This window comes from Fulvivirga maritima (genome assembly GCF_021389955.1).
In the GTDB taxonomy this organism is placed as follows: domain Bacteria; phylum Bacteroidota; class Bacteroidia; order Cytophagales; family Cyclobacteriaceae; genus Fulvivirga; species Fulvivirga maritima.
Genome location: NZ_CP089980.1, coordinates 5,604,134 through 5,629,475 on the forward strand (window position 1 = coordinate 5,604,134; position 25,342 = coordinate 5,629,475).

21 protein-coding genes and 1 pseudogene are annotated in these 25,342 nt (G+C 39.0%); 7 read left to right on the plus strand and 15 right to left on the minus strand.

Annotation, left to right across the window (positions count from 1 at the left end; all coding sequences use genetic code 11):
• The first annotated feature begins 2 nt into the window (after positions 1-2).
• Complete coding sequence (locus LVD15_RS23545; protein ID WP_233777632.1) at positions 3-1,289, plus strand: alanine racemase; 1,287 nt, start codon at positions 3-5, stop codon at positions 1,287-1,289.
• A 112-nt stretch (positions 1,290-1,401) separates the two neighbouring features.
• On the opposite strand, the gene LVD15_RS23550 is transcribed toward LVD15_RS23545, so the two are convergent.
• From LVD15_RS23550 to LVD15_RS27180, 3 genes are all read right to left on the minus strand, one after another.
• Positions 1,402-1,917: a DinB family protein gene (locus LVD15_RS23550; protein WP_233777633.1), complete on the minus strand. Its 516-nt coding sequence runs from the start codon at positions 1,915-1,917 to the stop codon at positions 1,402-1,404.
• Positions 1,918-2,073: 156 nt separating this feature from the next.
• Positions 2,074-3,279: a sodium:solute symporter family transporter gene (locus LVD15_RS23555; RefSeq protein ID WP_306416771.1), complete on the minus strand. Its 1,206-nt coding sequence runs from the start codon at positions 3,277-3,279 to the stop codon at positions 2,074-2,076.
• Positions 3,280-3,326: 47 nt separating this feature from the next.
• On the minus strand, positions 3,327-3,758 hold the full coding sequence (locus tag LVD15_RS27180) for a sodium:solute symporter family transporter (RefSeq protein ID WP_306416772.1): 432 nt from the start codon (positions 3,756-3,758) through the stop codon (positions 3,327-3,329).
• Between the two features lie 371 nt (positions 3,759-4,129).
• Between LVD15_RS27180 and trhA the strand changes: the two genes are divergently transcribed.
• On the plus strand, positions 4,130-4,774 hold the full coding sequence (gene trhA / locus LVD15_RS23560; protein WP_233777634.1) for a PAQR family membrane homeostasis protein TrhA: 645 nt from the start codon (positions 4,130-4,132) through the stop codon (positions 4,772-4,774).
• Here the strand turns inward: trhA and LVD15_RS23565 are convergent.
• On the minus strand, positions 4,746-5,387 hold the full coding sequence (locus LVD15_RS23565) for a VanW family protein (RefSeq protein ID WP_233777635.1): 642 nt from the start codon (positions 5,385-5,387) through the stop codon (positions 4,746-4,748). The genes trhA and LVD15_RS23565 overlap by 29 nt on opposite strands.
• 265 nt (positions 5,388-5,652) lie before the next feature.
• On the opposite strand from LVD15_RS23565, the gene LVD15_RS23570 reads away from it, so the two are divergent.
• Genes LVD15_RS23570 through LVD15_RS23580 form a run of 3 tightly spaced genes read left to right on the plus strand, consistent with a single transcriptional unit; the run spans position 5,653 to position 9,144 of the window.
• Entirely contained in the window at positions 5,653-7,083 is a 1,431-nt protein-coding gene (locus LVD15_RS23570) for an NADase-type glycan-binding domain-containing protein (RefSeq protein ID WP_233777636.1), read from the plus strand.
• Positions 7,084-7,087: 4 nt separating this feature from the next.
• On the plus strand, positions 7,088-7,699 hold the full coding sequence (locus tag LVD15_RS23575) for a M15 family metallopeptidase (RefSeq protein WP_233777637.1): 612 nt from the start codon (positions 7,088-7,090) through the stop codon (positions 7,697-7,699).
• On the plus strand, positions 7,699-9,144 hold the full coding sequence (locus LVD15_RS23580) for a hypothetical protein (RefSeq protein WP_233777638.1): 1,446 nt from the start codon (positions 7,699-7,701) through the stop codon (positions 9,142-9,144). The genes LVD15_RS23575 and LVD15_RS23580 overlap by 1 nt, the downstream gene beginning before the upstream one ends.
• Before the next feature lie 3 nt (positions 9,145-9,147).
• Here the strand turns inward: LVD15_RS23580 and LVD15_RS23585 are convergent, their stop codons facing one another.
• The 4 genes and pseudogenes from LVD15_RS23585 to LVD15_RS27360 all read right to left on the minus strand — a co-directional run bounded on the left by LVD15_RS23585 (position 9,148) and on the right by LVD15_RS27360 (position 11,757).
• Positions 9,148-9,585: an RDD family protein gene (locus LVD15_RS23585; protein ID WP_233777639.1), complete on the minus strand. Its 438-nt coding sequence runs from the start codon at positions 9,583-9,585 to the stop codon at positions 9,148-9,150.
• 142 nt (positions 9,586-9,727) lie between these two features.
• Complete coding sequence (locus tag LVD15_RS23590) at positions 9,728-10,114, minus strand: DUF779 domain-containing protein (protein WP_233777640.1); 387 nt, start codon at positions 10,112-10,114, stop codon at positions 9,728-9,730.
• A gap of 119 nt (positions 10,115-10,233) precedes the next feature.
• Positions 10,234-11,099 (minus strand): annotated as a pseudogene (locus tag LVD15_RS27355) (aldehyde dehydrogenase family protein).
• Positions 11,017-11,757: an aldehyde dehydrogenase family protein gene (locus LVD15_RS27360; protein WP_370687380.1), complete on the minus strand. Its 741-nt coding sequence runs from the start codon at positions 11,755-11,757 to the stop codon at positions 11,017-11,019. The pseudogene LVD15_RS27355 and the gene LVD15_RS27360 overlap by 83 nt, the downstream one beginning before the upstream one ends.
• A 183-nt stretch (positions 11,758-11,940) precedes the next feature.
• Here LVD15_RS27360 and LVD15_RS27185 point away from each other — a divergent pair, with 183 nt between their 5' ends.
• Together LVD15_RS27185 and LVD15_RS27190 are read left to right on the plus strand one after the other, a co-directional pair.
• Positions 11,941-12,438 carry an AraC family transcriptional regulator N-terminal domain-containing protein gene (locus LVD15_RS27185; RefSeq protein WP_306416773.1) on the plus strand — a complete coding sequence of 166 codons (498 nt, stop codon included), beginning with the start codon at positions 11,941-11,943 and terminating at the stop codon, positions 12,436-12,438.
• A gap of 10 nt (positions 12,439-12,448) precedes the next feature.
• Complete coding sequence (locus LVD15_RS27190; protein ID WP_306416774.1) at positions 12,449-12,874, plus strand: helix-turn-helix transcriptional regulator; 426 nt, start codon at positions 12,449-12,451, stop codon at positions 12,872-12,874.
• Positions 12,875-12,928: 54 nt separating this feature from the next.
• Here the strand turns inward: LVD15_RS27190 and LVD15_RS23605 are convergent, their stop codons facing one another.
• From LVD15_RS23605 to LVD15_RS23635, 7 genes are all read right to left on the minus strand, one after another.
• Entirely contained in the window at positions 12,929-13,684 is a 756-nt protein-coding gene (locus LVD15_RS23605; protein WP_233777641.1) for an ABC transporter permease, read from the minus strand.
• Positions 13,671-15,002: an ABC transporter permease gene (locus LVD15_RS23610; RefSeq protein WP_233777642.1), complete on the minus strand. Its 1,332-nt coding sequence runs from the start codon at positions 15,000-15,002 to the stop codon at positions 13,671-13,673. The genes LVD15_RS23605 and LVD15_RS23610 overlap by 14 nt, the downstream gene beginning before the upstream one ends.
• A complete protein-coding gene (locus tag LVD15_RS23615) occupies positions 14,944-15,207 on the minus strand; it encodes a hypothetical protein (RefSeq protein WP_233777643.1) in 264 nt (87 codons plus the stop codon). Before LVD15_RS23615 ends, LVD15_RS23610 begins: the two co-directional genes overlap by 59 nt.
• A 348-nt stretch (positions 15,208-15,555) precedes the next feature.
• Positions 15,556-17,877 carry an OmpA family protein gene (locus LVD15_RS23620; RefSeq protein ID WP_233777644.1) on the minus strand — a complete coding sequence of 774 codons (2,322 nt, stop codon included), beginning with the start codon at positions 17,875-17,877 and terminating at the stop codon, positions 15,556-15,558.
• A gap of 27 nt (positions 17,878-17,904) precedes the next feature.
• Positions 17,905-18,828: a PorP/SprF family type IX secretion system membrane protein gene (locus LVD15_RS23625; RefSeq protein WP_233777645.1), complete on the minus strand. Its 924-nt coding sequence runs from the start codon at positions 18,826-18,828 to the stop codon at positions 17,905-17,907.
• Positions 18,829-18,833: 5 nt separating this feature from the next.
• Positions 18,834-21,251: a T9SS type B sorting domain-containing protein gene (locus LVD15_RS23630; RefSeq protein WP_233777646.1), complete on the minus strand. Its 2,418-nt coding sequence runs from the start codon at positions 21,249-21,251 to the stop codon at positions 18,834-18,836.
• A gap of 10 nt (positions 21,252-21,261) precedes the next feature.
• Positions 21,262-25,008 (minus strand): beta strand repeat-containing protein, encoded by a 3,747-nt coding sequence (locus LVD15_RS23635; protein WP_233777647.1) that lies wholly within the window; start codon positions 25,006-25,008, stop codon positions 21,262-21,264.
• Positions 25,009-25,342: the final 334 nt, after the last annotated feature.

Sequence of the window (25,342 nt, forward strand, 5' to 3'; positions counted from 1 at the left end):
ATATGGAAACCGAAACATCACTCTATCCACCACTAACCCCAAAAATGCACACATGGATGAATGATTTCATCAGCGATCCTGATCGTGTTAAAAATGTTATTAAACAATTTGGGTCACCGGTAAATTTACATTCTACCACTCCTTTTATTGAAAATTATGAAAGCTATAAAAGGATTCTTGATAAATATGAACTTAACCACCTGATATGCTTTGCCCGAAAGGCCAATAAAAGTAAGACTTTTGTAAAAGCTGCCTCTGACCATGGCTTCGGGGTGGATACTGCCAGCTACCGAGAACTGGTCCAGTGCCTTGAAGAAGGCATGGATAAGGACAAGCTAATTCTTACTGCGGCCATTAAAAATAAAGAATTACTAGAGCTGGCAATCCAAAATCAGGTGCTCATAGTAATTGATAACCTGGATGAACTAAAGCTCACCAAAACACTAGCCGAAGAAATGGGCGTCAAGGCGCAAATTGGCCTTCGTGTAGGCGGATTTCACTATAATGGACGCAAGTTATATACGCGCTTTGGAGTGGATATAGAAGAAGCCAAAGACTTCATTCTGGATCATATTAAATCAGCAAATGAAGTGCATTTCAGAGGATTTCATTTTCACCTGAATGGTTATAGTATAGATGAACGAGCCAAAGCCATAGCAGAGACTATTTCATTGGTAGATGAGATCAGCAAGTATGAAATTTCAACCGAATTTATTGATATGGGGGGCGGTTTTCTCATTAATTACCTGGAAGACCAAGAAGAATGGAATGAGTTTGAAGAGGAATTAAAAATGGCAGTTCAGGGAGTGAGAGAGCCTATAACCTTTCAAAATAATGGTTTAGGTTATTCTATGAATGATGGTGAACTGACTGGCAAATTGGCCACTTACCCATATTACAATGAAGTTCATAAAGAAGATTTTCTAGAAGCCGTACTCACCTACCCTACAGGCAAAGGCGAAATAGCCACGCTCATCAAAGACAGAAACATTACTTTAAGAATGGAACCTGGCCGTTCGTTACTAGATCAGTCAGGAATGACCCTAGCCGAAGTAGTCTTTAGAAAATATGATAGCCAGGGTAATTTACTTATAGGTCTACATATGAATAAAACACAGCTTTTTAGCTCCAGCGCAGATTTTCTGCTTGACCCTGTTGTACTAAACTATGAAAACCATGCTGATGATGAACCTACAAGCGGTTATTTTGTAGGTGCTTACTGCCTGGAACAAGACGTGATACTGAAACAAAAATCAACCTTTCAAAAGTACCTGACATTGGTGACATAGTGTGTTTCCCTAATACGGCTGGTTATATGATGCATTTTTATGAAACCGAAGCACATCTATTCAACCTTTCTACCAATCTATTCCTCAAAGAGAATGGAGAGGTAGAGCAAGATTAGACGTTATGTTTTTTATTAAGATCTACGCCTATATAAAAGGCTAGGTCTTTGTCTTTTAGCATCTTAGTCCAAAATATAATCTGCCCGGTATGGTGTGAGAAGTGCTCTACAGCATGAACTATTATCCCTACACCACTATAATTATATGCCTGAACGTGCTTCAAGTCCGTCAAATCTTTATCTGAGCAATGAGCAATCACGTCTATGGCTTCATTTACCGTTTCATATAGCAAAGACTTTAGGGCTTCTTTATCTAATTCATCGGTTGTTTCAAATTCTGAATCTCGTTGCCTTGCATCTTCCTTTTGCCCCAGCGTGGTAATGATATATTGCCTCAAATTGCCACACAAGTGAAGTACCAAATGCCCCATGCTGTTAGATGAACTATTAGGTTTACGCCATATTTCTTCATGACTAAGTTCATCTAAACATTTGATGTCCCTGTCCAAAAATCCACTCAATCGGTGGATTGCATGCTCTTTGAGCTCATCGCCAATATTTAATGATGCCATAGTATCTAATTCTAATCATTGAAATAATTGAACTTAAGATATACATATTTTCTTAAAAAAATCAAAAATCCTCTATTTATGAAATCAAATTATCAGACACAAAAAAAGGCGATTCAAGATTTTGAATCGCCTTTTAGTATAATTTATATCATTCTTTTACCAGAACATGGCATATAAGAATGTAAGAATAATCAATATAATGAAAGCTGATATATTAAAAGCAGGCGATGTTTTAAACAAGCCTTTTTCTATTACGATACCTTTAGGATCTACCATTCCCTTACCTTCAGAATAACTAACAATAGCCATTATAACCATTGTAAGTAAAAGAGTGATTCCCATTTGGTTCATAAACGGTATTACTACAAACAGCGGTGAATCTATCCAGCCGCTTGGTCCTACTTTGAAGTATAATGCGATAGGAATAGAAGCTAATACACCGATTATAGCAGCGTTATTAGTAGTCTTTCTCCAGAATAACCCTAAAAGGAATACTGCCAAAATACCAGGGCTAACTACACCTGTATATTCTTGTATAAACTGGAAAGCCTGACCTAAGTTACCTAAAGCAGGAGCTATTAAAGCTGCAATAACCAAAGAAACAAAAGCAGTAAGTCTACCAATGTTTACAGTCTGCTTATCATTCGCGTTTTTGTTAATATATGGCTTGTAGATATCCATAGTAAATATGGTAGCAGTAGAGTTAAGCATAGAAGCTAAAGAAGATACAATAGCAGCAGCGAGTGCAGCCAATACTAATCCTTTAATACCAGAAGGCACAAGGTTTTTAATCAACCAAGGGTAAGCGTTATCATTAGCAATACCACCATCAGCAGCCAAGAATCCTGGAGATACCGACTCAGGAGTAAGGTTACCAGCGGCATCAGCGTTAAGCACATAAGCTACAATACCAGGAATAACTACGATCAAAGGAATGATCAGCTTAAGGAATCCTGCAAAAGCAATACCTTTTTGAGATTCTTTCAAGCTTTTTGCAGCTAATGTTCTCTGAATGATATACTGGTTAAAACCCCAGTAATATAAGTTAGCAACCCAAAGACCACCTACTAGTACGGCTATACCGGGTAAATCCCACCAGGCATCTTTTCCGTTAGGAGTTATGACCTCTCCTTTTTCTAAAATCATAGAAAACTTAGCTGGCACTTCATTATACATGTATTTTAAACCGGCAATAATACCGCCATCAGGCACAAGCTGATCTATGGCAATATAAGCAGTAATAAGACCACCTATTACCAGTAGCACTACTTGCAAAACGTCTGTCCAGGCTACAGCAGAAAGCCCTCCCCAAAGAGAGTAAGCAGCAGCAAATACAGCCAGACCAATAATGCTCACCATCATATAGCTACCGTCTCCAGTTCCTATAATGGTATCTAATGCTTTTGCTCCTAGTAAAGAACAGAAGAAAGGTTTACAAACACATATAAGGCCAACCAGAAGATAGCCAAAATGGTTTTTAAGTTAGTACTATACCTTTTCTCTATAAATTCAGGAATAGTATACAGTCCCTTCTCTATGAAAATAGGCAAGAAAAACTTACCTACAATGAGTAGAGTAAGGGCAGCCATCCACTCATAAGAGGCTATGGCCAAACCCACGGCAAAACCGGAACCCGTCATACCTATAAACTGCTCAGCAGAAATGTTAGCAGCAATAAGTGAAGCTCCAATGGCCCACCAAGGCAATGACTTACTCGCGAGGAAATAATCCTCCGCATTTTTTTGGTGTCCCTTTTTGTCGCGAGACACATACAAACCTATTCCGAGAATTAACGCGCAATAGGCCGTAAAAATCACGATGTCTATAGTATCAAAATTCATTGAGGCGAAATGCTTTTATTTAATTGTAAGGGTTTAATAATAATTTATAATTATCACTTATCAATGCAGGTTCTCACATTGACGTGGCTAATTTGGCCCAAATAAGCAGCACTTCAAAGTAATAAACTAACTTTCTTACTAATCTTTTACAATCGGCAAATCGTTTGAAATAGAGACTAATAGCATAAAATAGGGTCAAAAAGCGCCAATTCTGAGAAAATTTAATGCTAAATGATTTTTAGCAGAAGAATTACTGCCTAATGTTAGCTTTAATATGAAAGCCATGGAATATTTTTGTTATTAAGAAAAAAACTTGCCTATCAAGTAATCTTAATGGCCTTATAATCGTTTAAGAACAAAAGCGTGTGCCCATGGAAAAGATCATACTAACGTACTATAGAAGAAAAGAGGAATATTTAAATGTTATTACCCATTTTGTAGGCTTTCTGTTAAGTGTAGCCGCTTTAGCGCTGCTCGTCACCTACTCAGCCTTAGAAGGTACAGTATGGCATATTGTTAGTTTTTCTATTTACGGCAGTAGTATGGCTGTTTTATACCTGGCTTCTACCCTATACCACGCTGCTAAGAAGAAGAAGACCAGGAGGAAGTTAAACATCCTGGATCATGCCGCTATTTATTTACTCATAGCCGGCACCTATACCCCTTTCTGCCTTATAGCTTTAAGAGGGCCACTGGGCTGGACTTTTTTAGGAATCACCTGGGGCATTGCTTTGATAGGTATAGTTTTGAAATTTTTCTTTACAGGAAGGTTCAATAAAGTATCCACCATTAGCTATGTACTATTGGGCTGGATTGCCGTATTCGCCACCAAGCCATTAATAGAAAACATGCCTACCGCCGGACTTATATACTTATTACTAGGAGGCGTTTGCTATACTATCGGAGCCATATTTTATTCCATTCATAAAATACCTTATAACCACGCTATTTTCCACTTTTGGGTGTTGGGCGGCTCAGTAATGCACTTTATTGCTGTTTTCTTTTATCTGCTGTAGCATCAGCCAACATAGGATTATACATCATAATCGCATGATTTTCGGTTATTAGCTCATCAGTTAGGGGTTGGTTATTGTTATCAAAAACCTTTCTTCTTAAGGAGTTATGTCTGGTATACCCACCCCACATTTCCTGCTGAAAAAAGTGATAATCTTCATATACTTTATAGGTAAAAGAAAGCTTGTGCTCTGACAATAATTCTCCATGCAACCTATCTTCTGTAAGCCATAGTTTTAACTGAAATGCATGTTTTGTGTCATTTCTAAATTGAAAGTCGACATAATTATAAGATAAGGTGGCTCCGCTACCAAAGGGTAACTTCCTGTTGACATCAGGAAATACATCATAACTATGACGCCACCTTTCTGTAACAGTCAGTGGCGAATGCAAAATCATCCAATAAAGTAAATTACCTAACTGACACAAGCCACCACCATAATCATAGCCTATAGCACCATTGCTCAGCACTAACCCCTTTAAATACCCTCTGTTTTTTGATGGATTACCAACCAAATACCAAAGAGAAAATGTCTGTCCTGGCTTGATTATTACCGAGTTCAAACAACTTATGGCCAATTTAAGATTAGTAATTTTATTATGCTGATACTGCATATCCACGTCCTTTAACGGACGAAGTAACATACTGCTATGCTTCTTTACTTGATGCTCAAAATAAGCATCTGACTTTTGCTTAGCATAAACAGCATTCCCTGTAAGCCATTTCCACTTTCTTTTTAAGTAAAATACTTTTTACCAAGCTTCTTACGCAGCCTTCCTCTAGTTACAGGTTTTTCTACTCCCTTTTTACCTATCACGTTTCGAATTAATTCAAAAGGTTATAAATTGAGCCGGATTTACAAATACTAATCTTTAATTAATGAATAAAATCGGCCTTCTTCTTTGCTTTTCCTTAGTATTTAACTTACAGCTTCAAGCACAAAATAATGAAGCGACACTTGATGGAATCTATGCCACTTCTACGGCTCTTCCATTTAGCAAATATAGTGTCACAAATATTTTTGACAATAATAACTCCACCTATTGGCGCACTATCTCCGGTGCGGGCCCTGATGAAGGAATAATGATCTATTTCAGCAAACCTACCTACATTAACCGGGTTAACCCTGTTTTTTATAGCGGAGATAACTTAGATGCTGAACCCTCTTTCGAAGTTTACGGTAATGGCACTACGCTTTGGCGTGGTAAGTCGATTGAAAGAGAATTATCATCTTTATACATCAGAATCACATCCTCAAAGCATAGTAAAAACATCTCAGGATCTTATAAAGATGCCAAATACTATCGACACGCATTTGATCAGGATTTCTCTATAGCCATCTCTGAATTAGAGATCTTCGGAAAAGACGATAAGCCTCTAAAAATAATTACCCCTGAATATATCAATGGCGTCATTTCTACCAGCTCTACGCTTAACCCAGACATTGCTTACGGGCCTGATAATTTAATGGATTGCAAAAAAGAGTTTGGCTGGGCCGAAGGAAGTAAAGGAAACGGCATTGGAGACGAAATCAAATTTCATACAAACCATCCCATCACTATTAATAAGTTGAAAATCTGGAATGGGTATCAAAGGTCTCAAAAGCACTTTAAGAGCAATGCTCGACTAAAAACCTTTCAATTTGGTGTAGCAGGATCGTCTCTTGAAACGTATACACTTGCAGATATGGAAGGGGATCAGACAATTCCACTAAAACAAACCCTATCAGGAAGAGATTTTGTTCTTATTATAAATGATGCTTATGCAGGCTCCGCTTACCAAGATCTGGTCATCAGCGAAATTCACTTTCTAAGAAATGATAAAACCACGCTAATTCGCTCTAATAATAGAGAAAAGAATATAGATAAGTTAAAATCAAATGCTCCGGAAATTCTTCGAAATTATCTTGACAAAAACATATCTGTATCTCTTTCAAAAAGGAATGAGTTTGAAAATGAGTCTGAATACTACTACGAAACCAACTCACTCATTATCAGATCAAACCAGTCTTTTGTGCTATACCAAATGCAAACCTCCTCAATAGAAGGGATGGACGAAGAGGATGATTATTATGCATCAGAAGATACCAATGAAATTATTGCTGATGGAAACTGGGAACTGATTGAAACAGGAGAAGGCTTTGTGAAAATTAGGATATTTGGGAAAATCTACTCTCCAACCACTCTGACCGAGTTATATCAAGGTGAAGTAACATCGGATAATGTCAGAATTTTTCAGGATCAACTCACTCTTACAAAAGAACTTATTTCAGGCCAAAAGTTTGTAGAAGATATAGCCATTCAAAATTAATCTGATGATAATTAAACCTGCCTTTTTAGTAATAATGCTAATATCTATCCTGCCATGCTACGCTCAGGAAAACGATGACTTTATCAGAGTTAAAGACCTTAGTGCAGATTTCATCTATGACATGAGATACGCCACTGCTAATAATTTCTTGAAAGAAAAGGTATATGAATGCGCTGATTGTGTACTCCGAAAAGAAGTTGGGGAGGCACTTGTTAAAGCTAATAGTTACTTCTTAAAGAAAGGCTATAAAATCAAATTCTTTGATTGTTACCGACCGCTAGATGTGCAGAAAGCCATGTGGAAAGTTCTGCCTGATGGCAGGTATGTAGCTAACCCAAACTCAGGTTCTATACACAACCGGGGTGGTGCAGTAGATATTACCCTAACCGACCTGCAAGGCAACGAATTAGATATGGGTACTGACTTTGACTATTTTGGAGAAAAGGCTCATTTTGACTACTCAGATTTACCTGAACAAATTATAAGCAATCGAAAACTTCTTAAAACAGGCTTAGAGCTCTTTGGTTTTCAGGGAATAAGAACAGAGTGGTGGCACTACAACTATAGCAAAGCCAGGCAATATTCTTTATCTAACTTCAAAACTAACTGTGATTGATGATTTCAATCTATTCAAAGCGATCAATATTTTGGTTCTCCTCTGCTTTATTCCTGCTTTCTTTTATCATCAGATTTTATCTGTTCAATCTTACTTCCTTCGCTAATGGCTGGGATAGTTATTTCTATATCATCCAAATAAAATCATTTATTGAAGAAGGCAGTATGCACTCTTCCAGACTCTCTTTATTTTACCCTATTCTTCTGATAACTCAATACTTGGTAAATGATTATGAATTAAGCTATAAAATTGTTTCAGCTCTGGCAAGCGCAGCCTTTAGCCTTGCGTTTTTCAGACTGTCAATTACACTTAGCAAAAATTCCGCTATCGCATGGTTATTAGCTACTTATACCCTGGTAAGCACACACCTCACCTACTTTGCTGCTCAATACCCTAAAAATCTACTGGGAATAGTATCTCTTATTTTGCTTATAGACTTTTTAATAAGGAGGAAATATATTTACAGCGGTTTGGCGTTTTCATGCACCATCTTTCTGCATAAAATGACTGCCGGACTGGCTCTTGTAGTAATTATTATTTACTTCATTTTTATAAATACCACAGACAAAAAAAGAGGTATTTGGACTATTATTGGCTTGCTTATCAGCCCAATAATTTTATTTCTCCCTCAATTACTAAAAATCAACTTTATTACTGACAGAGGTTTAGTGCTTGATTTTCATACCCCTTGGCCTACTCTTTCATTTTTAAATACATTTCAAGGTTTATTAACTTATGAGTGGTACTTCAACTTAGCCATTGCCAACATATCAATTGTAGTGGTTATATTCCATTTAATTAGAAGAAAAGGTGTTTCTATAGAATGGTTATTACTTATTCCTATTGTTCTTTTACTCACTTTTCCTTTTTTACAATGGTCTGTTTTAGACATTTCATTTCGTTTTTTTATGGCCTTTGTCTTAGTGGCTCCTCTTCTTTTAAATTGTCTCTCTTTAAAAATAACTTCCAATAGGCTTTGGCTATCATGCTTATTTATTGGTCTTTTAAGTATTCCTTCATTAGCAGCTTATAGCCCTAAAAAATATGATCCTCCCTACAGCATTTACCGGTTAATTTCCAGCAAAATAAATATGGCAAACAACTCTCTGAATTTTGACTTAATAATTGCCCATAAGTCTTTAGCAGAATACATCACATTTCAAACGGGTATTGATGTATTACCATGGATTCCTGAATATAATGTTAATAAAGATGGTCTTTGGAGAATAGCTACCGGGCTCAATAAAAAGAGGATAAATTACTATGCTGGAGACATAAAAAAAGATCAATTAAAGAGGTTAACCCCTAACTATTTTCTAATAAGAGAAGATGTTTGGCAAAAAGCTTTAAAGAATATACAAGAAGATGACCTCACACTCTATGAGGAACTACATAGCTGGAAAAATCCTTCAGAAATAAGACCAGATTATTTATTAAAAAAATAACCACTACTTATCATCTATAACCCTCGTTTTGGGTAGTGAGTCATGCCAGCCGATGGTTTTATGTCCTCCAAAGAAAGAGAAGACTTCGAACGGAATAAACCTGGAGATAGACCTGCCCATGATTTGAAGTAAGGTAGGCCGTGTGCCGTCTATCGCTACAACTTTGGTCTTAGTTAGGTACTTGCCAACTGTTTTACCACAACTAGCCTCCATGGCCACATAGTAGCAAAAGCAAAGTAAGTAAGCTAATAGATTAAAGTTAAATTCACTAAGAGAAATAGATCCGAAGATCCCGATCAATACGCCAAAAAGGAAGGCTAAAATGTAGCATGCCACAAAGTCTATGAGTACATTGGCTAATCTTTTACCTGCACTGGCTATATTTATTTTTACGTAATCTTCACCTCTTGTTTCATTAACAAAATCTAATATTTCTTCCATCTTTATTTACATTAATTAAAACCAAGCTCTAATTAATAATAATTATATTTAATTCCATAGACATTTTATTATTTTTTATATATTTAATAATATTATTCAGCTTAATTAATGTATGCTCACTCACTTCTGTATAAGAGTTTTTCTATCCTTCTTGCTCTTCCACCTCCTGCAAATGGTTGATTTCCTCATCAGTAAACAACCTAGATCTGATGATGAAACGTACCCCTAAAGGAATTTCTAATGAAAAACTAGAGCCTCTGCCCGGAGTTACATCTAAGGTGAGGTGAGTATGTTTCCAATACTCATATTGATCTCTTGACATATAGAAAGGACAGTCTTCCACCTCTCCCAACTTCACATCACTTCCACCAATCTTAAATTCGCCATTTTCAAAACACATGGGAGAAGATCCATCACAGCAGCCTCCACTCTGATGAAACATAAGCGCTCCATACTGAGCTTTTAGCTTTTGAATTACTTCAATGGCCTCCTCGGTTATATCTACTCTACTTACTTTATTTCCACTCATATCAGTAATAATTAAAATACCGGTAAAAAATTCACATATAAAATATGATCTATTCTTTACCGGTATAACCTTAACAAAAGATTACAGGACTCGAACAATCCCGAAAATCAACCTATCTACTAAAAGAAACCTAACCTATTCTTATCATAAGAGATAAGCATGTTCTTCGTATTTCTATAATGATCTAGCATCATTTTATGGTTTTCTCTACCGAAACCAGACTTTTTATATCCGCCAAACGGAGCATGAGCAGGATAAGCATGGTAGCAGTTTACCCAAACTCTACCGGCTTTAATGGCTCGCGGCATTTGGTATATTTCATGAGCATCTCTTGTCCACAGACCTGCCCCCAGACCGTAAAGGGTATCATTAGCGATCTCAAGGGCTTCATCTACATCTTTGAACGTGGTTACGGAAGTAACTGGCCCAAAAATCTCCTCTTGGAAAACTCGCATCTTATTATGCCCTTTGAAAATGGTAGGTTTAATATAATAACCTTTTTCTAAACCGGAGTTTAGGTTAGCAGCATCTCCTCCACATAATACTTCAGCTCCTTCTTCTTTCCTATATCCAGATAAGACAATATTTTCTGAAACTGATCATTAGAAGCCTGAGCTCCCATCATGGTATCTTCTGCCAGCGGGTGTCCCATCTTTATGGCATTAGTTCTATCCACTACCCTTTCCATGAACCTGTCATAAATAGACTCATGCACCAGCACTCTGGAAGGACAAGTACAAACCTCTCCCTGGTTGAGAGCAAACATCACTGCACCTTCTACACATTTATCAAAGAAAGCATCATCAGCTTCAGCTATACTCGGCATAAATATGTTAGGTGATTTACCTCCCAGCTCCATGGTTACAGGAATCAGGTTTTCTGAGGCATATTGCATGATTAGTCTACCTGTGGTGGTTCTCTCCGGTAAATGCCACTTTAGCAATACGAGAAGAAGTAGCCAGCGGCTTACCTGCTTCAGGACCATAACCAGTAACAATGTTTAATACACCTGGCGGCACTACCTCCTGTATCAGCTCCATGAGCACCATAATACTGGTAGGAGTCTGTTCCGCCGGCTTTACCACTGTGCAGCAGCCTGCAGCTAGTGCTGGAGCTATCTTCCATGTGGCCATTAGCAGTGGAAAATTCCATGGAATAATCTGCCCTACCACACCTAGAGGTTCTTGTAAATTGATGCTTACAGTATTGGCATCATGCTCAGACATGGTGCTTTCATCTGCTCTAATAGCACCCGCAAAATATCGGAAATGATCTACACACAAAGGCAAATCAGCGGCCAGAGTCTCTCTTAAGGCTTTACCGTTATCTACAGTTTCTACCCTGGCTAAATAATCTAAGTTTTCTTCAATAATATCAGCGATTTTAAGCAGTACCCTGCTTCGCTCAGCTGCGGCAGTAGTAGACCATTTTGGAAATGCCTTATGTGCTGCTGTAATCGCCTTTTCTATATCTTCCTTATTACCTCTTGCCGCTCTGGTAAAAGGCTGACCGTCTATAGGACTAATATTGTCAAAATATTCACCACTGCTGGGAGCTTCCCACTTACCTCCTATAAAATGATCATAGTGAGGTTTAAACTCAGGCCTTTTTACGGCTTTTTCTTCTTTAGTTAATGTTTCCATAGTAGCGTTTTTTTGTTATGTCTACTAATGTGATAAAAACAGCGACTAAAATCTTTGCAAATGATCTAAATCTATTTGCTTAGCGTATAAAAAATCGCTTTTTTACTCAGAAAACGTTTTAAATATTCAATTTGATAATAAATAAGCCTTTATAAATCGTTATCTTTATTTAAAAACATCACTATGAAGAAATACATGATCAGCTCGTCCCCCACCAGAAAAGAGCGTTCTCTTTTCACTCTGGTAGAAAATAAAAGTGCTTATACTTTTGATCGCGGTGAACTGAATTTCTTTGAAACCCATCAAAATGCAGAAAATGTAAATCTGGTTTTCGATAATTTTGTACTTACCAGCATGCTCAAAGGCAAAAAAGTAATGACCCTACCCCATCAGCCCTCCTTTGATTATTTGCCTGGTGAATCAGTAATTTTACCACCTGGTGAGCTCATGAAAATTGATTTTCCTGAAGCCGATCTAGACAACCCTACCCAGTGTCTGGCACTTTCCATTTCTGATGATTTGATAAAAAAAACAGTAGATAACCTCTGCGAATACTTTCCTAAAGCCGAAACCTGGGGCCAGTGGCAAATAGACTATTCTACCTTCCACCTTACCAATACACAAGAACTTGCAGACACTATTAACAGGATAGTAAGCATCACTAAAAAAGAAAAAAGGTAAAATTAAGGAAATGATGGTGGAGCTCACATTGCAAGAAATGCTGGTAAGGCTCATGCAAACACAGGCTCGCATGCTATTTGAGTACTCTTTTCAGAAGCTCTCTTCCGCCAATTCTTTGGCAGCGGCGGTAGAATATATAAAGCTTAACATCAGAGATAAAATAAAACTAGACAAGGTAGCAGAAAAAGCCTGCATGAGCAGAGCTAGTTTCTTCAAGAAGTTTAAAGAAACTATGGGAGAAACACCCAATCATTTTATTTTAAAAGAAAGGATAAAACTAGCCAAAGCAGCTTTAAAAAACTCCGACAAGAACATCACAGAAATATGCTATGCCAGCGGATTTGAAAACTTATCTCACTTCATTCGCACATTTAAGCAAGAAGTAGGCAGTTCCCCGAAACACTGGCAAACCTCCTATCTAGACGCCAACGCTTAAAAAAATAAAGGCCAAAGTATATACCTCGGCCTTTACTAAAATTACAACATAGGTCTAATCGTTTCTTATTACATCTGCAGGGTTCTTCACTGCGGCATTCACAGTTTGTGTACTAATAGTTAATAATGAGATTACCACTAGCAACAAGCCAGAGAAAAAGAATACTTCCCATGACATGTCAATATGATAAGCGAACTCACTCAACCATTTATCCATCACATACCATGACAATGGAATAGCCACAGCATAAGCTAACAATATCAACTTCACAAAATCAGCAGAAAGCAGGCTTACTATCTGACTAAGTGAAGCTCCCAGCACTTTCCTGATGCCTATTTCTTTCATTCTATGGCTGATAGCCAGCGCAGATAGCCCCAGCAAACCTAAACAGCCAAGAAATATTGCCAGAGAAGTAAAAAACAAGAACAGCTCACCCAACTTCTGCTCGCTGGAATATAAATCATTATATTCATCATCGAGGAAGGTAGGGCTATAAGGAGAATCGGGCAATATTTCATTCCAGCTTTCACTTATTCCTGCTAATGTTTGAGCCATATTATTTCCGCTTACCCTCACCATCATTTCATGATAGCCACCATCCAGAAACAGAATAAGTGGACCTACTTTTTCATGTAATGGTGTAAAGTGAAAGTCATCCATCACTCCTATGATCACTGTATTATCAGATTTATAATCGATCCTTTTACCTACCGCTTCTTCAGGACTCCACCCTAAGGCACTTGCCGTTTCTTTATTAATGATTACGGGCATCTCCATAGTATTTAAAGAGTCATTATTAATAGCTTTCACTCTTTTCTGATCTTGTTCGGTAAAATCTTCTCCCGGCGAGCAGTTTAATTTTTAAGGTACTCAAGTAATTATATTCTACCGGATTAGCCGCGGTCATAACACTCATACCTTCATTATTAATAAAGCTATCGCCCCAATCAATTTTAGTAGGTGTTTCATAAGCCATAGTAATACTTTCTACAGAAGAAAGCTGTTCCAAAGAAGCCTTTATAACATCATATTTTTCAACTGCATCACTATTTACAGGCAAGACTACTATATGATCTCTGGAATAGCCCAAATCCGTCTCTTGTATAAAATTAAGCTGCTTATAAATCACTAATGAGCAAATGATAAGACCTGCAGAAACCATAAACTGAAACACCATTAATCCTTTTCTTAGTCGCACCCCGGCCGTAGATGTTTTTACTGCTCCTTTTAGTGTTTTAGAAGGCAAAAATCTGGTAAGAACAATAGCTGGATACATACCCGCCATGAAAGAGATGAGCACCAATATGGCACCTATTAGAGTTATCGGCGTAATATCAAACAACAAAGCGATTGCGTAATTTTTATCTAAAGTAATATTGAAAAAAGGCATTACTGCCGAAGCCAGCGCAATAGCCAGTAGTGCTGCCACAAAAACACAAATAAAGGCCTCACTGATATACTGCATGAAAAGTTGAGTACGGCTAGCGCCCATCACCTTTCTCACACCCACCTCTGTGCCTCTTTCTACCGCTCTGGCCGTAGATAAATTGATATAATTAATGCAGGCAATTACAAGTATTAGAACTGCTACTATGCTGAAAAGATAAATGTAAGTGATATTAACATTGGGTACTATACCCGATAATTTAGAATGCAGATGAACATCCGTTAAATGTTCTAAATTAAAAGTAAGGTACTCATCATTATTAAGGCCTAATGATGTCCTTTGACTGACCATATAATCTGTAATTTTTTGCTGTAGTGGGGCAAAGTCATCTTTATCCTTCATTAGTAGGTAAGTGAAATAATTAGCCGTAGACCATAATTCGTTTTTATAAGCGGATAGTGATGAGAATGACCCTACAAAGTCATATTTAATTTGTGAATTATCAGGTGCTTCTTCCACCACTCCAGTCACTTCATAATCCTTTTTATTCACTCTGATAGATTTGCCCATAGGGTTTTCATCACCAAAATACTTATGCACCATAGCTGGAGTAAGCACTACTTTATTGGGTGAGTTAAGCGCAGTGGCCGGGTTTCCCTTTAGCAGATGAAAAGAAAACATATCAAAAAAAAGTAGAGTCAGCATGTAGAAAAGCGCTTTCTTCAAAAATCCTATCTTCATGTTTTACCGTTTTGGGGTAATAGTCAAACCGAATGGCAGACTGCACTTCAGGAAACTCTCTATAAAAGGTGGGCGCCACTATAGAACCTGTAACAGCATGATGGCTATGCTCCCCGGCATAGACATACTCCATGGTAACACGGACCAGCCTGTCCTTCTTTTCATGAAACTGATCATATTGTGACTCTTGCCATACAAATAGCATCAAAAGCATGCTACAAGCAAAGCCTGACGGCCAGCCCCACTATATTTAGAAATGTAAAACGTTTATGACGTAGAAAATAACGAACTGCTGAGATGAAGTAATTCCGAATCATAGAGTTAAGTTTAGTTACTACGGCTTTCGCAAAGTAAGTGCCACCGCTCTAAATTACTGATAATGGCTATCTCCACAGTTTTCACCCAAATAATGCCCTATCTTGAACACTAAACCCTCCGATATCGGACGGTATAACAAAAAAAATCCCGCGACCATAATGGCCCGGGATCCTATTCTCCAGCAAAAAATCAGTCATCTAACTTAAACTACTATTCTTCTTCAACCATGGGAATCTTACCGGTTAGTTGATTTGCCTATATGAAAATTTTGATCTCCATCAATATCAGCTATTCGCTCATCTATGGAGAGTACTTTAAATTCTGTTCTTCTGTTTTGTTGATGCTCAAATTCAGAGCACTCGATGCCATCACCACAGTTATTTAACAACTGCGACTCACCATATCCTGTAGCACGCATACGGTATGGAACAATGCCTTTGGTAGTTAAATAATCTACCACTGCCTGCGCCCTCAAAGCAGAAAGCTTCATGTTAAACTCAGCGGTTGCTCTGCTATCAGTATGAGAACGAAGCTCTATTCTCATATCAGGATATTTCTGCATTAATTCAGCTAACTTATCCAACTCCTGAGCTGCCTGAGCCGTAATTTCTGCTTTATTCACCTCGTAGTATATGTTTTGAACCTGTACTATATCACCTGTACACAGAATAGAAAGATCTTGATTAAATTCTTGTGATTTTGTAAAACCTACGGTACTAATAAATATTCTGTTAGTACCACATCCGCTTTTTGACGCAGTGAGCAGATACTCTGTTTCCGCTTCCAATTCAAAATTATATTTATAGTTGTCCGCTGTAGTGGTAAACTCCTTCACCAATGCTCCTTCAGTCTGATTGAGTAGTTCAATCTTTACCCCTTCAAGCGCTTCACCTGTGGCATTACTTAAAATCTTACCATTAACAGAAAAATTGAGTGGAGTCATCATCACACTAATAAATGACTCTTTGCTATTGATATTCTGCGGGGCAAAACCCTTTTTGGAGATATTAAAGAAATTAGAGCCTTCATCTACACATAACCGAACCTTACCTTTATAATCAGTAACGTGCGTTTCAATATCATTGACCGTAACTGTGGCCTGCTCTAACAGGTTATTCTTTCCTTCATTATAGACCGTTAGCTCTACAGAATGACACTGTTTTTCAAAATGATAGAGATCATCATCAGTAAGTCCTCTTTTTCGGTTAGAACTAAAATAACCATGGGTAGAACTCAGAAATACGATGCCAAAATCATCATTAGAAGAGTTGATAGGTGCTCCTATATTTTTGAAATTCGAAATTTCTTCACCTTCTTCAACAGTTACCACAAACACATCTAATCCACCAAGGCCGGGGTGGCCGTCAGAAGAGAAGTACAGATCTCCATTACCTCTCACAAACGGGAAAGACTCATCTCCAGCAGTATTTATGGCCTTCATATTTACTGGCTCTGACCAGACCCCTTCATTATAATCTACGTAATAAATATCGGTACCCCCTTTTCCTCCTGGCATATCAGAAGTAAAATAAAGTCTATTACCATTTGGGCTCATACTGGGGTGACCTATTGAATAATCCTCACTATTAAAAGGCAATTCCTTCTCACCTACAATTGAGTGCTCTTTTACTTTGGCCGTATATAATTTAAGCCTTTTAATCTTAGAATTTCCAGACTCATTGGCTGTAAAAATCAGTTTCCCCAGTTTTTCTGAATAGCAAGCCGGCCCAACGTGTAGTTTATTAAAACTATGATTCAACTTCACCAAGTCAGCTTTTGCCCTCACATTGTAACGTATACTATCATTCAAAAAAGTATCACCATAAGTAGCGATTATATCGGAGTCTACACTATTTTTGGCCGTATACATGGCATTTTTTTCGTTTTCAGGGTCAACTGTGTATTGAGCACTCTGCAGCCCTGCATATATATCATCATGCAGTGCACTGGTGTCTGGCACAAAGTACCAATCTACCAATGGGGTTTGATCATAGCCATATACCTTTCTTATTCCTACTTCTTGCTTGCGCGATGAGCAAAAGGCTAAGCCTTTATTTAACAGGAAGGGACTAAAATCTCCCTGCCATGAGTTTAATCCATGCAAATAGGTTACAGTATATATCACACTATCTTCAAAATACCCATCCACTTTTTCATATGCAGTCGAAAATTTCCTACCTCTATCATCTGTAGGCACCATTTTATAATACCTCTTAAACCAACTATCAGCCGTTTTGTAATCCTTTTCTTCAACTAAAAGCATGGCATATTTCCACACGTTACCTGGATCCGGATCTCCCTGATTTACCAATTCACTATATAAAGCGAGTGCCTTTTTATTCTGATTAGTAGCCTTATAACATTCTGCTAATTTTACTATTACTTCTTGGTCATCAGGTTTACTATCCAGAATATCCTCATATATTTTGGCGGCTTCAGCGTAGCTCTTATCAGCAAACTTTTTGTTGGCTACCTTCTTAGCTATAGACTGCGATTTACCAATGGTCACTATGCACACTAGTAAAATAATTAGCGCCGATTTTAAATAATTTTTCATAACCTTAACTGTTTTGAACCCTGTGCATTAAAAAAACCTTGGTGATACCAAATCCTTCTTAGAGTACCCAAACTCATACCTCAACATAATCTCATGCGTACTATGCCGACCTAACTCTGAAAGAGTAAGGTCATAAGCATAGCCTATTCTTAGCTGTGGTATCAGTTGAAGCTCCAGCATCCCGACTACCACTTCGCTAGATCTGTATGAAACACCCACGGCAGCCAAGTTCATTAGCCACACCGTGGTACCTATATCATAATGCAGAGGCGCTCCATTTACCGCCCTCAACAAGAATGACGGCTTTAGATCTATATCAGGACTTATATCAAACACATAGCCTCCGGTAAGAAACCAGTGATTACTCTGCTCATAAATATTCTGACTGCTTTCCGCTACTTCTACCCTGCCTTGCCCTGTAAGGTGTGGCACTGAAAAGCCTACATAAAAGCGATCTGTATTGTAAAATAGGCCTGCGCCAAAATTCACCCTAAACTCATTTTGATTATCCATAAAAGCAGGGTCATTGTAATCATAAAGCTGCAGCTGATTATAGTTAGCTTTGAACTTAACTGCTCCTGCTTGTATACCGAAGTTAAGCACGCCTTTATTCAGTCTGATTTTATAAGAATACATAGCATAAAAACCAGTATTTCTAATAATCTCCACATTGTCATTAAAGACTTGCAGACCCAGGCCTACCTTTTTATTCTTTAAGCCCACATCAGCGGTAAATAGCTGAGTATTCATTCCTCCTTCAATGTTTCGCCATTGAGACCGGTAAATAGAAGTGACACTAAGCACCTCCCTATTTCCTGCATAAGCCGGGTTAATAGTGAGCATATTAAACATGTATTGTGAATACACAGGATCTTGCTGTGCCTTAGCTTCCATTCTTACAAGAAATAGCGATCCTACTATTATGAATATATATGTGATGTTTTTATACATGATTCTTATCGGTTAATAACTACAAAACTTTTGATCACCTGTCCGTTACTAATCTTAAGCGTATAGTAATAGACGCCATTAGGAAGCGTATCACCTATTAGTGATCCTTTACTTGTTTCTCCTTTCCAATCATTATTATAAGATCCACTATGGTAGACGGTGTCTCCCCATCGGTTAAATACATCTAACTCGGCAGTAAGCCCACACCCTAATGTCAGATCAAAAGTATCCTGAATGCCATCGCCATTCGGTGAGAATCCTTCTGGAATAAACTGTTCAGGAGCTTCAATCATAATTGTAGTTGGAGCCCTTTCTGCTGGTACTCCTTCAAAGTCATCTCCTGCATAATCAAATGATGCGGTAGTAAGCGTTTCTCCTAAATACATAGCTGAGGCATTGATTTGAGTAGTATACTCACCAAAGCTACCTTCAGGTGAAAGTGCTATTATATATTCAATGGTTACTTCGCCACCACTCTCCAGATCAAATTCTCTGGTTAAAAAGGTATTAGTTTCGCCATCAAATTCAGGATTAATGTTCACGCCCTGAGAGGCTTCTATTGATACCACCTCAAAAGTTATAGGAGAAGGAAATATACTGCTTAGATCATATTCTAAAACAATATCCTCAATAGTATCTATTCCAAAATTCTTAATCCTGACTTCACCCTGAAACTCGATATTACAAGGGTTTAACCAATTATAATCACTAGCAGATGTACCAATTCCCAGTATATTATTGGGCTCTACTCTTATGGTAGTAGGATCATTTTCATCAGGTCTTCCATCACCGTTAGGGTCAGCATCAAGACCTTCCTGAGATAAGTCCGAAGTAAAACTTAATGATTGTGCACCTACTCCTGTGGCTTGCACCTGGCTATAATACACTCCTATGCCTCCGCCTTCACTTACCTTTATGCTAAAGGTCACGGTCTCCACTTCACCCACTTCCAGCTGACCATCATCTATTAACTGTGTTTCAGTAACTCCATCAAAAGCGCTGTTTACAACAAGATTAGAAGGTACTGATGGTGCTGTTGTTATTTCTACTTCTGCATTAGCTGAAAAGGCCGTGCGTAAATCTGAAGTTAATCGCACATCAGATAAGGCCTCATTACCAAAATTCTCCACCGTAACAGTAAAATCTACTATATACGAACCGTCACTTTGTAACTCTGGCGTTTCCACATGATTAGCTACACCTATTACTGGTACCAAACTCAAGAATATGGGTGTATGATTATCCTCATCCGGATCATTAGGCAAGCCATTACCATTAGGATCAGGATCTAACCCATTAACAGAAATATCAGTAAAGGTGAGTGACTCATCCTGATTATAAGCAGAAACAATGGCTATATTGTTAAAAGGCCCAATGCGGTCTCCATTATCAACCTCTAGACTTAGCATGATCATAGCAGTAGCACCTATTGCTAATGTACTTTGAGCAGGGTCAATCATATTAATATCCAGATCCCCGTCATAATCTTCATTTACCACTAAGCCATTAGTTGCCGAAAGACTAAGTATTGTATAAGGCATATCAGCCGGGAAAACGAATGACGATAGTACATCTAATACAGAGATTCTATATAGAGGCACGCTGCCCAGGTTTTCTACTACCAATACATAATTTACTTCATAATTACCATTCTCCAGAAGTGTTGGAGTGGCCGCTGACATGGCCAGCCCTACAATAGGCACCCTATCGATGGTGGTTGATGTCCCTCCATCTTCACCAGGATCACCTGGAAACCCGTTTCCATTAGGATCAGGATCTGTTCCCGGAGCTGAATCATCGCTAGTGTTACCTGTACCTCCCACACCTGTAGCGCTACCGGTAGCAGAGTTCATAAATGGCCCTACTGCGCCATTAAGCCTTACGGAAAGTGTAAGACGAATAGTTTCTACCTCTCCCACAGGCAAAGTGCTGCCCGATGCCAGTAGGTTTAAATCACTTACTCCATCAAAATTAGAATTAGAAACCAAAGAACCAGTAGTTACCATTTCCACTACTGAAAACTGGACTGGAGCAGGAAATGTATTTCTCAAATGATCCGTCACCTGTACATTTTGGAGATTCACATTTCCTAGGTTCTCTACGGTAAACAGATAACTTAATGTATAACTTCCATCTTCCTGAAAGATAGATACACCCGCACTTTTAGCTACACCAATCTGAGGTGTAAAATCTAAGTTTACAGGAGTAGGATCATTCTCTCCGGCTTCTGTAGGATCTCCATTTCCATTAGGATCAGGATTGTTTCCATTATGAGAAATATCTGAAAAGAAAGCACCTCCCTGTCCTTCTACCTCCACCGTAGCTGAGTTGGCATAGCTAGTAGCTTCTCCTTGAGAATTAGCCACTACCGTTAGCACAATAGTGCGAGACTCTCCTATATTAAGTATACTTCCTGTTGCCAACAAATTCTTATCAGAATCCCCCGTTATAATTGGGGTTACTCATGAGCATTCCGGTAGTAGCCACAGAAGACACCTCATAAGTAGCTGGTGCAGGGAAAGCAGCCGTCAGATCATCTAGCACTCTTATATTATCAAGCGTGGTGTTTCCAAAGTTTTCTAAAGTAATTGTAAAAACTACTCTAAACTGGCCGCCTGACAAAGGTTGAGGCACACTGGCGAGCTTAGCAATACCTACGGTTATGTTCGTAATTACCGGTTCATCTATCACCAGCGTAATGCTTCCGCTAGAGGTCCCCCCCTGCTCATCAGTAGTTTCAACAGTTACACTGTAAGTTCCTTCTTCAAGCAAGCCGGGATCATCTACCAGCACGGTACCATCTGATTGTAGAATAACTCCCGGAGGCAAATCTCCAGAGGTTACTACGGCACTGACTATGTCTCCATCAGGATCTGACACTTCGGCTAAAACGTCATTCTCACTATAATCGTTAGCAGGTTTTGAGGGAAAAACCGTATAAACAGATTCATTATCTGTATCCGCAATGGGTTTAAATACAATAGTGAAATTGCTAACGCTTACACCTCCATGTACATCAGTGGTAGTAACCTGAACTGGAAATGAACCCACTGTAAGCAGAGCCGAATTAGTAACTGACACCGTACCATTGGCCTCAATAGCTGTACCTGCTGGCAATACACCAGAAGTAACTACTGCATTAACAATAGCTCCATTGGCATCAGTAACAGTAGCTATCACCTCTGCATTAGCATATTGATCTATCTCTTTAGCCGGAGCTAAAGTATATACCGCCTCTATATCGGCAGCATGAATCATTATTAAAAGATTACTTAAAGTAGTTCCATTGATCACATCTTTGGTGAGAACAGTAATGTTATAAACCCCACCAACTAGCTGATCATCAGAAATAACTCTGATTGTTCCATCAGATTCCAGCACTGTTCCTGGCGGCAATGAACCCGTGATTAGATCAGCTGAGACGATAGCTCCATTAGCATCAGTAACAGTAGCTAACAAATCATCATCTTCATAATCATTGGCTGGCTTAGCGGCCATCACATCATACACCGCTTCTATATCTGCGTTATTAAAAGTTAAAGAGATGTTACTGGTAGTCTGCCCACCCCCTACATCAGTAGTTGTGACCTGAAACGAATAACTTCCTACTATCAACCCTGCTGCATTGGAAACTACCAGTGAACCATCTGCTTGCAATGTTACCCCTGCCGGCAAGCTTCCTCCACTCACGGCAGCATTTACAATAGGTCCATTAGCATCAGTAACTGTTGCTATTATTTCTGCATCCACATAGTCGTTTACCGGCTTAGGTGGATCTATATCATATATTGCTTCTACATCAGCTTCATTAAAATCTAAAGTGATTGTAGTAGTAGTAATGCCACCGCCTTCATCTTCCGTCGTCACTTCAAAGCTATATTCACCGGGCACCAGATCACCGGGATTAGTGATGGTCACTGTACCGTCAGAAGCCAAGGCAACACCAGGAGGAAGAGCACCATCTGTAACCGTAGCGGAAACAATGGCTCCGTTAGGATCAGTTACTGACGCGATTACTTCTCCGTTTGTATAGTCATTGACTGGCTTGGCTGGTTCTATAACGTACACTGCCTCCCCGTCTGAAGGATTAAACTCTAAAGTGATGCTCGTTGAGGTTTGCCCCCCGTTAACATCAGTAGTAGTTACTTCAAAAGTATAGCTGCCTACTACAAGAGCTGATGCATCTGGCACCGAGATAGTACCATCAGTAGCCAACACTACACCTGGAGGCAAGGCTCCACTACTCACCACGGCTGACACTATTGGGCCATTGGCATCTGTTACAGTAGCTAAGGCTTCACTATCAGCATAATCATTTATAGGCTTAGCAGGGTTAACCACGTAAACCGCCTCCACATCTGCTTCATTAAATTCTAGCGTAATAGTAGTAGTTGTGATCCCACCACCCTCATCTTCGGTAGTCACTTCAAAGGTATATTCACCGGGCACTAGGTCGCCGGGATTAGTGATGGTCACTGTACCGTCAGAAGCTAAAGCAACACCAGGAGGAAGGGTACCATCTGTAACCGTAGCGGAAACAATAGCTCCGTTAGGATCCGTCACTGACGCGATTACTTCTCCGTTTGTATAGTCATTGACCGGCTTGGCTGGTTCTATAACGTACACTGCCTCCCCGTCTGAAGGATTAAACTCTAAAGTGATGCTCGTTGAGGTTTGGCCCCCGTTAACATCAGTAGTAGTTACTTCAAAAGTATAGCTTCCTACTACAAGTGCTGATGCATCTGGCACCGAGATATTACCATCGGTAGCCAACACTACACCTGGAGGCAAGGCTCCATTACTCACCACGGCTGATACTATTGGGCCATTGGCATCATTTACCGTAGCTAAGGCTTCATTATCAGCATAATCATTTATAGGCTTAGCAGGGTTAACCACGTAAACCGCCTCCACATCTGCTTCATTAAATTCTAGCGTAATGGTAGTAGTTGTTATACCACCGCCTTCATCTTCGGTAGTCACTTCAAAGGTATATTCTCCGGGCACCAGGTCGCCGGGATTAGTGATGGTCACTGTACCGTCAGAAGCTAAAGCAACACCAGAAGGAAGGGCACCATCTGTAACCGTAGCGGAAACAATAGCTCCGTTAGGATCAGTTACTGACGCGATTACTTCTCCGTTTGTATAGTCATTGACTGGCTTGGCCGGTTCTATAACGTACACTGCCTCCCCGTCTGAAGGATTAAACTCTAAAGTGATGCTCGTTGAGGTTTGGCCCCCGTTAACATCAGTAGTAGTTACTTCAAAAGTATAGCTGCCTACTACAAGTGCTGATGTATCTGGCACCGAGATGGTACCATCAGTAGCCAACACTACACCTGGAGGCAAGGCTCCACTACTCACCACGGCTGACACTATTGGGCCATTGGCATCTGTTACGGTAGCTAAGGCTTCATTATCAGCATAATCATTTATAGGTTTGGCAGGGTTAACCACGTAAACCGCCTCCACATCTGCCGGATTGATAACTATGGTAAGCTCAGTAGCTGTAGTTCCTGAAAATTCATCCGTAGTAGTTACTGTGAAAGTATAACTTCCAACTACCAATTGCGTCGTGTTATTTACTGTAATAGTACCATCACTAGCTAGCGCTAAACCCGTTGGTAAACTTCCCGCTGTCACTTGGGCTGAAGCAATTTCGCCATCCGGATCAACAGCCGAAGCTATTACCTCTGCATTAGTATAATCATTAATAGGCTTAGCTGGCTGTACTGTGTATACTGCTTCTTGATCAGTATGCGCTGTGATATCATAGATTCTTAAATCATGGGCTAATAACCCTAGCGAAAGCAAGTCCCCAGAAATAATTCTGATTCGTCGAGTAGCTGGGTTAGTATTTAAGATATGAATTCTAAAACGGTTTGAGGAGGCATCCAGCACCTCCAAATTCAGATTTAGTAAAGCATTGTTATCATAAGTAATTAACACATTACCAGCCGCATCCATTAAATCTATTTGCAACCTTTCAAAAAGATCCAAAGTGATTAATGAAATAGGTGACCCATCAAACTGCATTTCTAAAGTGATAATCTCATTGTCAGGCAATGCATTAGGAAATCCATACGTTACCTGTCCAAATCCTGCAACACCCAATACACCGAAGTGAATTGAAGCGAAGCTGGAAACATTAGCATCCCACGCTCTATCTGGATTGTCCACAGAACAAAACAGACAAATTCCACCTATTCCCGTACTAATTGTAGCGTTTGGCCGAGTCTGACCATTGACAGAATTTAAGCTCAAAATAAACAACACCAAAAAAATTGTGTGTTTAAAAAAATTGTTAATCATTGAAAGTTTGGCTCTCATATTTGAGGTGATTTTAAGTAAATCTATAATCAGAGCTACACCTTTTCAATGCAAAATTGTACGTATTTAAGTTGTACGAATATCTACTTAGCTTTAAGAATAAGTACGTAGTAAAAGTCCTTTTAAATAAAATCAAAGGGGTTTCACTTCGCCCAAATAATTTTGAGCGCGCTACTCTTCAACT

What these genes read in the sequence shown, in the direction of transcription:
- LVD15_RS23545 (WP_233777632.1), top strand. Translation starts at nt 3, where the DNA reads ATGGAAACCGAAACATCACTCTATCCACCACTAACCCCAAAAATGCAC.
- LVD15_RS23550 (WP_233777633.1), bottom strand. Translation starts at nt 1,917, where the DNA reads ATGGCATCATTAAATATTGGCGATGAGCTCAAAGAGCATGCAATCCAC.
- LVD15_RS23555 (WP_306416771.1), bottom strand. Translation starts at nt 3,279, where the DNA reads ATGATGGTGAGCATTATTGGTCTGGCTGTATTTGCTGCTGCTTACTCT.
- LVD15_RS27180 (WP_306416772.1), bottom strand. Translation starts at nt 3,758, where the DNA reads ATGAATTTTGATACTATAGACATCGTGATTTTTACGGCCTATTGCGCG.
- trhA (WP_233777634.1), top strand. Translation starts at nt 4,130, where the DNA reads ATGGAAAAGATCATACTAACGTACTATAGAAGAAAAGAGGAATATTTA.
- LVD15_RS23565 (WP_233777635.1), bottom strand. Translation starts at nt 5,387, where the DNA reads ATGCAGTATCAGCATAATAAAATTACTAATCTTAAATTGGCCATAAGT.
- LVD15_RS23570 (WP_233777636.1), top strand. Translation starts at nt 5,653, where the DNA reads ATGAATAAAATCGGCCTTCTTCTTTGCTTTTCCTTAGTATTTAACTTA.
- LVD15_RS23575 (WP_233777637.1), top strand. Translation starts at nt 7,088, where the DNA reads ATGATAATTAAACCTGCCTTTTTAGTAATAATGCTAATATCTATCCTG.
- LVD15_RS23580 (WP_233777638.1), top strand. Translation starts at nt 7,699, where the DNA reads ATGATTTCAATCTATTCAAAGCGATCAATATTTTGGTTCTCCTCTGCT.
- LVD15_RS23585 (WP_233777639.1), bottom strand. Translation starts at nt 9,585, where the DNA reads ATGGAAGAAATATTAGATTTTGTTAATGAAACAAGAGGTGAAGATTAC.
- LVD15_RS23590 (WP_233777640.1), bottom strand. Translation starts at nt 10,114, where the DNA reads ATGAGTGGAAATAAAGTAAGTAGAGTAGATATAACCGAGGAGGCCATT.
- LVD15_RS27360 (WP_370687380.1), bottom strand. Translation starts at nt 11,757, where the DNA reads ATGGAAACATTAACTAAAGAAGAAAAAGCCGTAAAAAGGCCTGAGTTT.
- LVD15_RS27185 (WP_306416773.1), top strand. Translation starts at nt 11,941, where the DNA reads ATGAAGAAATACATGATCAGCTCGTCCCCCACCAGAAAAGAGCGTTCT.
- LVD15_RS27190 (WP_306416774.1), top strand. Translation starts at nt 12,449, where the DNA reads ATGATGGTGGAGCTCACATTGCAAGAAATGCTGGTAAGGCTCATGCAA.
- LVD15_RS23610 (WP_233777642.1), bottom strand. Translation starts at nt 15,002, where the DNA reads ATGAAGATAGGATTTTTGAAGAAAGCGCTTTTCTACATGCTGACTCTA.
- LVD15_RS23615 (WP_233777643.1), bottom strand. Translation starts at nt 15,207, where the DNA reads ATGCTATTTGTATGGCAAGAGTCACAATATGATCAGTTTCATGAAAAG.
- LVD15_RS23620 (WP_233777644.1), bottom strand. Translation starts at nt 17,877, where the DNA reads ATGAAAAATTATTTAAAATCGGCGCTAATTATTTTACTAGTGTGCATA.
- LVD15_RS23625 (WP_233777645.1), bottom strand. Translation starts at nt 18,828, where the DNA reads ATGTATAAAAACATCACATATATATTCATAATAGTAGGATCGCTATTT.